At 27.3% G+C, this 14139-nt stretch carries 9 protein-coding genes; all 9 read right to left on the bottom strand.

Annotated elements, in window-relative coordinates:
* Positions 1-927: a transketolase family protein gene (locus L8V77_RS02525; RefSeq protein ID WP_263706557.1), complete on the bottom strand. Its 927-nt coding sequence runs from the start codon at positions 925-927 to the stop codon at positions 1-3.
* Entirely contained in the window at positions 920-1738 is an 819-nt protein-coding gene (locus L8V77_RS02520; protein WP_263683737.1) for a transketolase, read from the bottom strand. The genes L8V77_RS02525 and L8V77_RS02520 overlap by 8 nt, the downstream gene beginning before the upstream one ends.
* A complete protein-coding gene (locus L8V77_RS02515) occupies positions 1738-2280 on the bottom strand; it encodes a dTDP-4-dehydrorhamnose 3,5-epimerase family protein (protein ID WP_263706556.1) in 543 nt (180 codons plus the stop codon). Before L8V77_RS02515 ends, L8V77_RS02520 begins: the two co-directional genes overlap by 1 nt.
* Positions 2241-4268 (bottom strand): hypothetical protein, encoded by a 2028-nt coding sequence (locus tag L8V77_RS02510; protein WP_263706554.1) that lies wholly within the window; start codon positions 4266-4268, stop codon positions 2241-2243. The genes L8V77_RS02515 and L8V77_RS02510 overlap by 40 nt, the downstream gene beginning before the upstream one ends.
* Before the next feature lie 168 nt (positions 4269-4436).
* Positions 4437-5597 carry a hypothetical protein gene (locus tag L8V77_RS02505; protein WP_263706553.1) on the bottom strand — a complete coding sequence of 387 codons (1161 nt, stop codon included), beginning with the start codon at positions 5595-5597 and terminating at the stop codon, positions 4437-4439.
* Positions 5597-7297 carry a heparinase II/III family protein gene (locus L8V77_RS02500; protein WP_263706552.1) on the bottom strand — a complete coding sequence of 567 codons (1701 nt, stop codon included), beginning with the start codon at positions 7295-7297 and terminating at the stop codon, positions 5597-5599. The genes L8V77_RS02505 and L8V77_RS02500 overlap by 1 nt, the downstream gene beginning before the upstream one ends.
* Positions 7297-11748 (bottom strand): FkbM family methyltransferase, encoded by a 4452-nt coding sequence (locus L8V77_RS02495; protein WP_263706551.1) that lies wholly within the window; start codon positions 11746-11748, stop codon positions 7297-7299. Before L8V77_RS02495 ends, L8V77_RS02500 begins: the two co-directional genes overlap by 1 nt.
* Positions 11749-11757: 9 nt before the next feature.
* Positions 11758-12987: a UDP-N-acetyl-D-mannosamine dehydrogenase gene (gene wecC / locus L8V77_RS02490; protein ID WP_263706656.1), complete on the bottom strand. Its 1230-nt coding sequence runs from the start codon at positions 12985-12987 to the stop codon at positions 11758-11760.
* Positions 12983-14128: a non-hydrolyzing UDP-N-acetylglucosamine 2-epimerase gene (gene wecB, locus L8V77_RS02485; RefSeq protein ID WP_263706549.1), complete on the bottom strand. Its 1146-nt coding sequence runs from the start codon at positions 14126-14128 to the stop codon at positions 12983-12985. The genes wecC and wecB overlap by 5 nt, the downstream gene beginning before the upstream one ends.
* Positions 14129-14139: the final 11 nt, after the last annotated feature.

Here is a 14139-nt window from a genome sequence, read left to right as displayed (position 1 = left end):
TTAAAAAGATTCTTCAAGAATTAATTTTAAATATTCCAAATCAATTTTATTTTGTTTATGCAAATAATCTCTACTTCCAACCTCTAGACAGTATTTTTTTTGCAGTCCTAAATTTATAATATTTTTAAAGTTGCAAATAGAATTTATTTCAGAATCTAAACCACCTGCGCCTATAAAACCTTCTTCCAGTGTAATAATTTTTTGCTTATTTAGCAAACACTGAAGCAACTTACTTTTATTGTACGAACTTATTAAAAACATATCAATAAATAAAACATTCTCAAAATCATCCACTATATTGCATATCTTATTACTCATATATCCAGTTGACACTACTGCTATTTTTTTAGATATACAATCACTATTAAGCATTCGAAAACCATCATCAAAATCAAACTCATCTGATTTTACATTACCAATAGCTTCACCATCTAATCTTATATACTTTGGCTTGTTTATAGATATACTTTTTTCTACATATAAACCAACTAAACTGCAATCACTTGGCGAGAAAATATCAATGTTTGGTAAAGTTTTCATTAAAGATAAGTCTTCTAGACAATGATGAGTTGGACCACTGGTAGAATAGCTCATACCAACACCAACACCAATAATATTAATGTTCATATGTCTAAACATATTTAAAATTGCTATATTAACTCTAATTTGTTCAAAACACCTCATCGAAATAAAAGGAGCTATAGCATAAATATAAACTATATATCCTTCCAGAGCCAAACCAACAGAAATATTAATGGCATTTTGTTCAGCAATTCCAACATTAATAACTCTTTCTGGAAATTTTTCTCTGATTTTATCAAGCGATGGAGCACCAAAATCAGCAGTTACAATCATAATTTTGTTATTATCTTGCATTTTTAGAAATAAATTATTTAAAAACACATCTCTCATTGTAGCTTTACTCATTTTCTAATCCTTTTATTATCTCTTCTATTCTATCTTTAGTTAAAGAAATTATATGTGATAAAGGGTTATTTTCTAACTCTGCAATTCCATGTCCTTTAATTGTATTTACTATAACAACTTTTGGTTTTTTATTCTTACTTTCTATGGTAATTTTTAATTTATTATACACTTCACCAATATCATGTCCGTTAACAATTTCAACAACCTCCCAACCAAAAATTTCAAATTTTTGAGCCAAAGGTTTTAAATTTATAATGTTTTTTGTAAAATCCAACATAGATACTTTATTTAAATCGATAATTAAAACAAGATTATCCAGCTTATGTTCTGCTGAAAACATTATTGCCTCCCAATTAGATCCTTCATACATCTCACCATCACCACAAAGCACAATAACATTGCTAGATTTATCTTGTTTTTTTAATGCAATACCAATACCAGCACCAACTCCAAGTCCATGCCCCAAAGAACCATTAACCGTCTCATATCCAGGTATTGTCGGATCAGGTATTGTCCCCAAAAAACTTCCTTCTTTTCCAACATTAATAAGTTCTTTCATTGAAAAAAAACCCAAATCTGCTAAAATAGGATACAAACTGATTGACCCATGTCCTTTTGATATTATAACTCTATCTCTATCATCATCAAAAAGATTATTTGGATTAAAATTGATCAATCCGCCATAATACAAACTTGTTAAAATTTCAACACACGATAAAGAAGAAGCAATTCTGGTTGAAGGTGATATTTGGTGTATTTTTAATGTTTCTTTGTAAACAAATTTAGATTTTTCTTTAAGTAAATTTAACATTAATTTTCCTTTTTAAAAATATCTCTGTCTGATAATATAGGGTTGTTTGTCGGCCAATCTATAGCAATTTTACTATCATTCCATGCATATGTAAACTGATCTTTGGCATCAACATATTCACCATCATAAGCCCATTTATAATAATATAAAGCATCATTTTTTGAACTAACATATTGAGCATTTCCAAAATACGGAGGTATTAGAATCAATTTTCTATTATTTTCATTAATAATAAATCTCTCCCACTTTAGATAAGTAGGAGAGTCTTTTCTGCAATCAACTACTACTTGATGCACTTCACCATATACGCAAGTTACTAATTTCCAAGACTTATGATCACCATGTATACCTCTTAACACATTATGTTTAGATAATGTAAATTTATCTAGCACAAATTTCAAATTTGAAGGTAATAAATTTTCTATATCTTTGCTAGAAAAAACAGACCAAATTTCTCCTCTTAAATCCTTAAAACTATTTGGGGTTATTATAAAAACACCTTTTAGAATTTTTGATTCTTGTATATCAAATTCAATTGCCATCTGTTTCCTTTTTTTATTTTCTGCTTTAACTTCCTTACCTCAAACCATAGTTTAACATACCCACCCTTATACCAAGTTTTATTAGCTTTTATAAGAGCTTGTCCTAGTTTATAAGAAAGATGATTTTTAAGTTTTAAGGCTTCTTTATAATCAGGATAGCTTTCTAATGGAGGTAGTTTTAAAGAAGGATCTTTTTTTATTTTTTCTTGGTAGATTTTTTGTTCTTGTTTGTGTGAAATTATTATACTTAATAATACTATAGGCATTATTAAGTAGCCTAAGAAAGATTTAGAATTTACTATCATAGCTTGACCTAGTTTATAAGAGAGTTGATTTTGAATTCTTGTTTTGGCCGTGCCATATTTAGTTTGGAAGGATAGTTTCGATTGAATCGAGTTTGTATTTATTCTTGAATTAATCAACATTTTATCTTTCAAATCTAATAAAATCTCGTAAATATCATCTTGAATAAACCTAAAAAAAGCTAATAAATTTGGATATTTTTTTACATCGTCTATCGACATCTTAGCTATAAGTTTTTTTATGTCTAAATGACATACTCCATAACTGTAATTTTCCATATAATCTTTATACTTAAATAGACTTTTTCGTAAAATTCTTTCTGCTTCGGAAAAATTTCTATTTCTTAAACATATATAGATTATTAATAATTCATATAAACAGTTAGTTTTGTCTAGTATATTAGCTTGTTTTAATAAAGAAAGTGCCATTATGTCATCATTTAAAAACTTAAGATTAATATAAGAAGCATAATATAAAGAATACACTCTTTGCAAGATATGAAATTTTGAAATATTATATTTCTGTATTATTATTAATTGTTGCTCATTGCTATAAAAATTAGTAAAAAAAGTAGGTTCTCTACCTAAGCCAATATATGCAGCAATTTTAGCAAAACTACTTGCTCCAGAAAAAATTTCTTTTGCATTGGACATAAAAACTATTTCAAACACAATCCTTTCTATACCTGACAGATTTTCATCAATAAAATCTTCAATTATACTAACACCATATAATTTCCTTAACTCCCTTAAACTTGTAAAATCATCACCAAATAAAACTATTTTTTCATTTTTATTTAAATTCTCTTCTATTAAATGCATTGCTATCTCAATTGGCATAGCCTTTCCAACACCCACACCAAGTTTTTTTATTCTTTCATCATACACTATATCGCCACTTCGTATATGAATAGCAATAAACTTATTCGAAAAAACAACTTCGGTTTTTTTATTAGCTTTATCTATTATGTTTTGTACTGACTTTGAAAAAATAAGACTATTCCATATTTTTGGGTATTTTTTAAATACTTCAATACCAAAAAATCTTCTTACTATATTAAAATCAACATAATTACCCCAAAAATTATCTGGTTCTTTTACAAATTCATTAAATTCTTTACCATTGTCTTTTAAATCATTTGAACGAAGTTTGTTTGTATAAGAATATTGTCCAATAAAATCCTCATCAAAAATATTATATTCATTTGAAAGATATATTCCCGCTAATTCATTATTATCAATTTTTTTAATGGACTTTTTATCTAACTCAACCTCTTCCCATACAAAACCAAATTTAAACCCTGTATACTCAGCTAAATACATCGCATTAAGTATTGACATAAATCTGGCACCAAAACCATCAGTTCTTGCAGCTATCATTAAACCAGGGAATTTTCTTACAAATATATTGATATTTTTATTTTTTATATTATCAATTTCAGTGTTAATTTTTAAATATTGATATTTTTCCCTATGATTATATGTTAATGAATATTTATTGGCATTAATCAACAAACATTCTTCTTTTTTTTCTAGCCAAGTTATTTTATCTTCGCTGAAATATATTTTCACATCAAGCATATCAAAAATTTCAAATTCGATAAATTCTACATGAAAATTATTGTTTAAATTTACAATAAAACTTTTTTTGTTTTTTTCTATATCATAATAATTAATTTTTTCCAAATCAATTTGCTTAAAAATACCTTTATAATTTAACAACATAAGTATTTCTTCCTTTAAACATTTTTAAAATTAAAAAACATACACCTCAATCTACAACACAACCATATCAAAAGAAATCGACAAACATCTTATTGCTTGTAGTTTTATTTTTAAAAATTTTAATCAATATCAAAAGTTATCATTACATATTGCAAATTTTTTAAGTTCTATATTTTTTTCCTTTAACCATATATCATATAGATCGCCTTGGCTTCTGAAGTATGCCTCTTGTTTAAAAAAATAATCCTTCTTGCAATTTACTAATATTCCGTAGCAAAAACTTCTTGCATTTGAAAAGATAATATTTGAAGTTAGTAATAACTTTATAGACTCTAAAAATTTATCATAATTTTCACCTATAATACTACAATCAAAACAAAAATTATTTTCAAGAATATTTTTTTTATTATTAATATATTCACTCACAATATCTTGGCAAAAATCTATTTGTCTTTTTTGCAGAATTTGATCAATTTTACTCATATTCATAAAGGATATAGCAGTATCAAAACCATCTGAGATAAAATTAATCCTACAATTCTTATCCCGCTGCCTAATTTTATTTGCAAAAGAAAAAAGATTCTCTAAATCCAAGTAAGAATTAATAACATGTCTGCCGCCTTTATTTCTTTGTAAATTATATATACTATTATGATTTTTTCCTGTTTTTTCTTCTCTACAAAGCCAATCAATAGCAACTATATCACCTTTTTTATTTATAGGAACTATAGCCGTGTCCCCGATTCTCAAATGAATCGTATAAACAGTTTTATTTAGGTCATAGCAAAGATGATCGTATAAACCAAATTTTTTTAAAGCATTTTGAAAAAATCTTACAAAACTATTATTGTATAAACTTAGTCCAATCTCAAACAAAAATCTAACCACAGGAGAAGTTGGTAAAAATTTAGGTTCTATACATATTGCTTCACATTGAGGTAAAGATTGAATTCTATTATAAAGATTCTCAAAAATTTTCAATAAATCAACATCCTCATACAATTCTATATGTCCTATATTTGAAAAATCTACAAATTGAATAAATCCCAAATCATTAAAAAATTTTTCGTAAAATCCCCTAGTATCTTTATACGCTGTTCTATGTATAGATGCATTTTGTCCCGAAAAACCTAAAAACTGCAATTCAAATAAATCGCAAAAAGTTGCAGCCACACTTGCATGACCCATCAAATCTGCAAATCCAGCACGTGGATATATCGTATAATATTTGATTTTTTTGTCTGACAAAATTTTTCTAATTTTGATAATCTCATCAATAATTAACCTCATTATAACTCCTTAATAGTATTTGATAATTTAAAATCAAAACAGTGTGTTATTTTTAAATATTTTTTGTTTTTAAAAACATAACGAAGAACATAAGAATCATGATAAACGTTTGGCTTTAGAGAAATAACACTAAAAACTCTCTCATTCTTAATACCTTTTCTTGTAAAAATTTCATTTGGCATTGCATGTTTTATATTTAAACGCATATATTGATTTTTACCTTTTATTGTGACTAAATTAGTTCCGCTAATTATTATATGTTTATCTAGCGGAATATGCCATTGCATAGTAACATCTCTTTCTAATCCATCTTCCATGATAATCTCATCTTCTATATCAAAAGAACTATCTAAAAAATTCATACTAATAGTTCTATGATGAATAATATTTTTTAAAACTTTTAGTTCAATTTTACACCATGGCTTAATCTTATCTGTGGAATAATCTAGTACTTTCCAAGCGTTTGATCTATGATCAAAATCAATATCGTAGTTTGTATTTGAAATCAAAGGTATATTATGAGCCATTCTACTTCTCATATATTTTCTAATAGGATCTGTGTTATTATGGTTATATAGGCCGCTATCAATCAACCAATCTTCCCCAAAAGCATATAAATTTACATGACCTTCATCTTGCTGATGATGATACCGACTTAAACATCCTACTTTACAAACAAGCTGAATAGATTGATTAAATTTATCCTTGTCATTCCATTTATCTCTAAATATTACATAACCAGATTTTTCATAAACTACATTAGTCTCAATAGGTTTCATCCCACCATTTCCTAATGACAGCGCATATAATAAATTTGAATATTCTTGAGTATTTTCATAAAATGCCTTATAAGCATCAGATGTTTTATCTTGCTCACTATCGCCTATTATCGGAACATTTCCATCTGGTCTTAATATATGTGTTATAAACTTTAGAGCTTTTTTTGAAATAATATCAAAAATTACTGCTAGATCTTTAATTATACATTCAGGATAAGTTTTAATAATCGCTATAAAAACCTTCAAGACGAAGATATGATAAGATGGACTATTTTCTACATGAACCCCCTCATCTGTGAAAGCAAAAAGCATTTCATCTTTTATTCTTGAGATTGCCAATACCTTATATTCATCATTTTTTAAAAATAAGCCCAAAATCAAAAGTACTCTTGCTTGTTCTAATCCATGATTGGTATATTTTGTAAAATACTCATCCTTTGAAAGCAAGAATGCATGTTTTACAATCGCATTTAACAACCTAGTCAAAAAATTTTCGTTTTCACCAAGCCATTTTGATTCGCCATAATGCTTTAAATACAAATACAACTCAACTAACTGCTCAGCTCTTAGCGCCATACAATGATCATGCCAAATAAATTCAAAATCAACTGTCTCTTTATCTGTATCAATATAGCTATCAAACCAAGAATTTATAATATTCTTAATTTCATCAAGCATTTCATCTTTTTTTAAATGATAATGATAAGATAGTAAAAATGGCAAAAAAGAAAACCAATGCAATTTCCATTGCCATGTTCTATTTTTAAATGGATCTATCTCCCATTCTTGCCAATTACCAATTTTAAATCCTTTAAAAGGTTTTAAAACAAGTTCGCCTTTTTCAAAGTATTTTTTCCCTAACTCAAGATTATCTTGATTGCAAATTTGCAATTTTATTTTATCTAAAATAATTCTATCCATTAGTTATCCATTATTATCTTTAATTCTTTTGACATAATAACACCTTTATCACATTGTTTTCTAACTCTTTTTGCAGCATTTGCGGATAATTTCATAAATTCATCTGGATTTTTATATAAAAACTCGATTGCATCAGCTAATGCTTTTGCATTTTCAGGTTCTACTAAAATTCCACATTCATTATCTACAAATTCTGGAATTGCTGCGATGTTATTAGTAACTGGAACCAAACCACTTGACATAGCTTCAGATCGTGAAACACCTTGAGAATCGTATCTACTTGGAATTAAAAAAATACCGTATTGTTTATGTAAATTTGATATTTCTTTTTGGGTTAAAAAACCTTTATGTACGATAACATTTTTAAAAGAATTTAATTTATTAGTTAACTCATCAAACAAGACTCCATCGCCGGCTATAAAAAATTCCAAATCTTTAAAAAAATCTCTTTTGCTAAGCTCCAAAATAGCCTTAATACTTAAATCATTAGCATATACATTGGCTGAAAAAGGACGGATAGAAAGAATTTTTTTTCTATCATTTAGAGATTTAGGCAAATAATCAAACATTGAAGTATCTATAGGATTATGTATAATAGTATATTGACTAGGCTTTAACACTACTCTCAAATCACTTAAACTTTCATTTTTAAAATACTCACTTACAAAAATAAAATGCATATTTTTATAATTTGCATTGAAAATTTTTGTCCAAAATTTCACTCTTTGATCAGAAAGTTTTTTTTGTCTTTGAATTTCTATTTCGCTATATCTTTCAAATTCAAATTCTCTTCTTTGCCAAATTTGAATTTCAGAACCATGAATCCAAACAGTAATTTTGATTTTATCTACAAATTTCTCTAGAACATTCCACATATTTTTATCTAAAAAATGAACCAAAATATGGTCATATTGTCCACTTGCTAAAGTTTCTTCCAAAACATCACTAGAGGCCGTCACTACATCAATATCTTCAAATTCTCTACATTCATACCTTTGTGTATTGCTAAGCCTAAAAACATCAACCAAAATACCCTTTTCTTTATATGCTTTTACCCTTGAGTGCAAAAAGCCGTATTTATATAAATCATCATAAGAAGGATATTGTTTAGTTAATACCAATTTTTTACTTCTAGAAAGAAGTGCAAAAGGCTGGGGATTTAGAAAATCTAAAACCAAATTGTCTATTTGAAATTTACCAGCACCTTGAATGCGCAGACCAAAACGGATAAATTTACACTCTTTAGGTATAGCTAAAGTTTGAATATCTCCAGCTTTATTAATACTATGAGAAATTTTTTGATAATTTTCATCTTGAAATTCAAAGACTGTTTTAAAATCTTCATTTGAGAAAATACCTTGGAGTAAAAATTGAGAATTTTTTACCATATTAAAAGTTTCTCTTGTAAAAGAATTTTTAAAATAAAAATATTTATGTGCTTCACTGGATAATTTTGATTCTATTATGAATTTACTTTTATCATCAAATGAAAATTTGATTTTAGAACTTATCGGTTTTTCTATATTATCATATATAATTTTAGCATCCATTTTAATCAAATCAGGAGTTTCATAAGCTTCCTTCAATACACCTTTAAAATTTGATGATATATTAAGATCTTTAATACTTATTCCAGAATACACTTTATCCATACTAGACACATATTCTTGTTGATCTTTAGTAAGTGAAATACCATTTTTACAATAATTAAAACAATCGGTAGCAAACATATTTTCGATTTGATATGAAAATTCTTTATTAAGAAAAGCTGACAATAACTCTTTGTTGATATATTCTACTTTTACAAAAGATGAAGCAATAAAAAGCTGATTTGCTTTTTTATATTCACAATCCTTGTTTTCTAAATATACCTTTCCATCATCAAAACTATAAAAACTATATTTTCCAAAAGCATTAAAGTTAGAATACTTCAAGGTTAAAGTTAGATCTAGTAAATAATTTTCATTGTAATAATCTTTAATATCCATCATTCCAAAATAAGCTTGTTTATCATTTTTTATATATTTAAATAATTCTTCTAATTCTGAAAAATATATACATTGATCATTGGGTTGAAATTTCAATTTTTTATCATTATAAATTAATAGTTGAAACCCTTGGTTTTCTTTTTGAGAATAAAAAACATCTAATGCCTGTATATATTCCTCTTGTGAATTTACATGTATTAATATATAAAATTTATGCTTGGATTCAAATTGTTCTTTGTAAACAGCAGAAGCTATAAAATTCAATCTATCTGTATAAGTATGTTCTTTCATCACTTTTCTTAAAGCATTTAATTTTATTTTCTTATAATATATCTCATCTTCACATACTAGTTTCAATTTATCTTTTAATTCATTCATATCATCTGATGATATTACTAAATCACCAAAAAAATTTCTTAAAGCTCTAGAGAAATTACTCACAACAAAAGTATTACATGCTATAAGCTCAAAAGCTCTTCTGGCAAACATTGTTTGAGATTGCTTGACAGTGTTCATCGTTATCCCAAATTTATAACCTTTATATGCTTTTATAATCTCATTAAAAGATAAATTTCCTATAATCATATCTTTATAACAATCTGGAAAAGTATAATGAGGATGAGGGTTATTGAAATTTCTATCATAAATACTAATATTTTTATATGATTTTACTGCGCCTATAAGATTTTCAAAATCTAATTGTCTTTGAGGATACCTTAGATAATATGACCCTGCAAAATTAAATTCATCTTTACGATCAAATTCTTCTATGGGGTTATGTATTTTTGTTTGAGCTGCAAAAGGCAAACAATACACATCTTCATGTCCGACATAAAATTTGTACTTTGGAATACAATCAATATCAGTTGTAAAAATAAAATCAACAGAACAAGCTATCGGTAGAAAAGTATTAAAATGAACCGGATCTTCTTTACTCCAAAATACAGTAGCAATATTATTTTCTTTACAATATTCTATAAGTTCTTGAAGTTCTGTGGAAAATCCTGAGATTTTTAACTTCCACAAAGAATCTTTTCCTTGCCAAGCTGATTCTATAAATAATAAATCAGGTTTAAATATTGCAACTTCATTTTTCCAATTTCCTGGACTGAGTTGTAACAAATCGCACTCGTATTTAAAGGAAGTGTATGTGAATTCATCCATTATGCAAGCAATTTTTATATTTTTTATATCATCAAATTTATTGATAAATTGTTGTTTTGGTGTATTTGAACTATTTGCTATTGTTTTTTTTATTTTATTAGTTTGTTTTAATATATTTTTCTTTTTTTGCCTTAATTTAAAACTTTTATACTCCATATATAAATGATAAGGTAACAAGATAACATTTTTTATATTTTTAGCATTTACAATGCGGTTGCCTATTCTATAAGATAAAGTATTTTCCAATCTTTTGATTTCATTATCTTTAAAAATTATTTCTTGACGATATTTTTCACTTCTTGCACTCATGCCTTCATAATTTACTAATGTTGCATCTAGTTTCTCTTTGTGAAATTGCAAATCTTGTTCAAGCTTATCGTTTTGCAATTGGAGTTGACGAATTTTTTTATTTTGTTCTAATTCTATTTCATTCCATTTTTCTTTTTGAGATTCTAAATCATTTATTTTTGCATATAACTCGGTGCTATTTTTAGAAGTAATTTCAACAATTTTAGAAATTTCAGTAGATATTTTTTTACTATAATTTAAGGATTGAGTCATTCGATACGATTCTAAAGTTTTATGAAAAGATATATTGGATAATATATCTTGATCTTTTAACTGCTCTTTTGGATAATATAGGTGTGTTGGAGTTGCGTTAAAAGTATTCCAATAAACATAGTCTAATTTTTCCAATATAACATTAATTTTTCTAAATTCAATATTATTAATAGCTTCTATATATAAAAACGGTCTATGTTTTTTTATAGTATTGATCGCACCATTTAGAACTTTAGTTTCCATTCCCTCTACATCTATTTTTAATACAGAAATATCTTTTTCAAATTTTATATCATCAAGAGGATATAAAACAATATCACCAGAATCTTTAATTTTTAAAGATTGTTTACCTAAATTTTCAGCATTTAAATTATCTAAAATTGCTGTTTCTTTTTTATCTGATAGACCAAATTCATGCAGCCTTAATTTTCTAAATCCATTTAATTCTATACTTATTTTAAGTATGTTGCACAGTTCTAAATTTGCTTCAAAAGCATATATATCAAAACCATGTGCTGCAAGATATAAAGAATGATTGCCTATATTAGACCCTATATCAACTATAATGGTATCTTTTTTTGCTTTTCCTAATATATCCTGCAACATTTCATATTCATAAGGAATCATTTCGTTGTAAATTTTTTTCTGTATATAGTCTATATCTTTGCCTGGAAGGTAAATTTTATAACTCACTTGATCACATTTTAATAAAACAACATCAGAATCTATTTCTTTCATGGACAAACCTTAAATATTAACAAAATCTATAAGTTTATCAGATTGCATACCAATAAACTCCTTGTGCTTAACTAATATCACAACAATATCTGCTTCATCCAGTGCTTGTGTCAAAGAAACCAATTCTATATTCGCTTTATCCTGTAATTTTAGTGGAAGCTGTTTTATATTTGGCTCTACAGCTAGTATTTGATTATTGCGTTCGCTGGCAAGCTTAATAACTATATCTAAGGCTGGAGATTCTCTTAAATCATCAATATCTGGTTTAAACGCTAAACCTAAACAGGCAATTTTAGGTTGCAGTATGCCTTTTACTCTTTCTTTAATTTTTTGTATAACAAAATTTGGTTTATTATCGTTAACCTCTCTAGCTGTTTTTATCATTTTAGCTTCATTTGGATTTTGATGTACTATAAACCACGGATCCACTGCTATACAATGTCCACCAACTCCACAACCAGGTTGCAAGATATTTACTCTAGGATGACGATTGGCAAGTTTTATAAGCTCCCATACATTTATATCCAATTTATCGCATAAAATAGATAATTCATTAGCAAAAGCTATATTTACATCTCTAAACGAATTTTCTGTAAGTTTTGCCATTTCTGCTGTCCTAGCATTAGTTTTAATGCATTCACCTTGAACAAAAATTTTATATAGATTTGCTGCTTGTTCTGTGCATTGTTGTGTCATACCCCCAACAATTCTATCGTTTTCAACAAGTTCTCTTATAACCTGTCCAGGTAGAACTCTTTCTGGACAATGAGCTATCTTAATATCGGATTCTTCACCGATCTGATGAGGAAAAGTCAAATCAGGTCTTTCATCTGCAAGCCATTTCGCCATTTGTTCTGTTGCTCCAACTGGGGATGTTGACTCTAAAATCACTAAATTTCCCTTCTTTAGGACTTTTGCTACTGATTTTGACGCTGCCTTAATGTAATCCAAATTGGGCTCATGATCTTCCCCTTTAAAAGGAGTTGGTACTGCAATGATAAAAGCATCTGCTTCATCTGGCAGCGTTGCTGCTTTAAAATAACCATCTTTCACAACAGCATGTACCAAAATATCTAATTCAGGTTCTACAATATGAATTTTTCCTTGATTTATAGTATCTACTACTTGTTGATTTATATCTACACCCAAAACTTTAACTTTTCTACTAGCAAAAACAGCAGCCGTAGGAAGCCCTATATATCCAAGACCTATTATGCATACTTTATTAAAATTATTAATCACAACAATCTCCTTTTTTTATTAGTATCTCTAAAATTTTCTCACAAGCTTTACCATCTCCATAAGGATTACTTGCTTTGCTCATTTTTTTATATTCATCTTCATTATTAATCAACTCTTGAGCTGCTTTGATAATGCCACTTTTACAAGCACCCACTAACTTCACTGTTCCAGCTTCTATGGCTTCTGGTCTTTCTGTTGTTTCACGCATTACTAATACAGGTTTTCCAAGACTAGGAGCTTCTTCCTGTACACCACCAGAATCTGTAATAATAAAATAGCAGTTTGACATAAGATATATAAACTCTTCATACTTAAGAGGATTTATAAGATAAATATTAGTTATATCTGAAAGAATTGATTTTACGGGTTTTTGCACATTAGGATTTAGATGAACAGGATAAACTATGTCAATATTTGGATTATTAATTGCTATAGTTTTTAATGCTTCACAAATTTGCAAAAAACCTTCACCAAAATTTTCTCTACGATGTCCTGTAACTAGAATAAATTTTCTATTATCACTTTTTCTATATTCATTATCAATAGAATATAAAATTTTTGTCTTAAATACTATATTATTTTTTATTTTTTCTACCATATAAAATAATGCATCAACAACAGTATTACCAGTCACAAAAATGTTCTTTTCATCTTTCCCTTCTTTTATAAGATTTTCGGCACTCTTAGTTGTCGGAGCAAAATGAATACCTGACAAAACACCGACAATTTGTCTATTTGCCTCTTCTGGCCAAGGATTGTAAAGATTATAAGTCCTTAGCCCTGCTTCAATATGCGCTACTTTTATTTTTTGATAAAAAGCTGCCAATGCTGCAGCACTTGCAGTAGTGGTATCTCCATGCACTAAAACAACATCCGGTCTAAAATCATTCAATATATTTTTCATACCACAAAGAATTTTAAAAGTAATATCATATAAATCTTGATTTTCACTCATGATGTTTAAATCATAATCTGGCTTAATATCAAAAACATCTAAAATTTGATCTAGCATTTGTCTATGTTGTGCGGTCACACAAATTTTAAAATCTATATCATTTCTATTTTCCATTATTTTAATCAATGGAGCCATTTTTATAGCCTCTGGTCTTGTTCCAAAAACAACTAAAATCTTTCTCATTTTCTCCAACT

This window comes from Campylobacter sp. IFREMER_LSEM_CL2127 (assembly GCF_025771745.1).
Lineage (GTDB): Bacteria > Campylobacterota > Campylobacteria > Campylobacterales > Campylobacteraceae > Campylobacter_D.
This window is presented reverse-complemented; position numbering and strand designations above follow the sequence as displayed.

Coding starts and splice junctions, on each gene's coding strand:
- L8V77_RS02500 (WP_263706552.1), bottom strand. CDS start 7,297: ATGGATAGAATTATTTTAGATAAAATAAAATTGCAAATTTGCAATCAA.
- L8V77_RS02520 (WP_263683737.1), bottom strand. CDS start 1,738: ATGTTAAATTTACTTAAAGAAAAATCTAAATTTGTTTACAAAGAAACA.
- L8V77_RS02495 (WP_263706551.1), bottom strand. CDS start 11,748: ATGAAAGAAATAGATTCTGATGTTGTTTTATTAAAATGTGATCAAGTG.
- L8V77_RS02515 (WP_263706556.1), bottom strand. CDS start 2,280: ATGGCAATTGAATTTGATATACAAGAATCAAAAATTCTAAAAGGTGTT.
- wecB (WP_263706549.1), bottom strand. CDS start 14,128: ATGAGAAAGATTTTAGTTGTTTTTGGAACAAGACCAGAGGCTATAAAA.
- L8V77_RS02505 (WP_263706553.1), bottom strand. CDS start 5,597: ATGAGGTTAATTATTGATGAGATTATCAAAATTAGAAAAATTTTGTCA.
- L8V77_RS02525 (WP_263706557.1), bottom strand. CDS start 927: ATGAGTAAAGCTACAATGAGAGATGTGTTTTTAAATAATTTATTTCTA.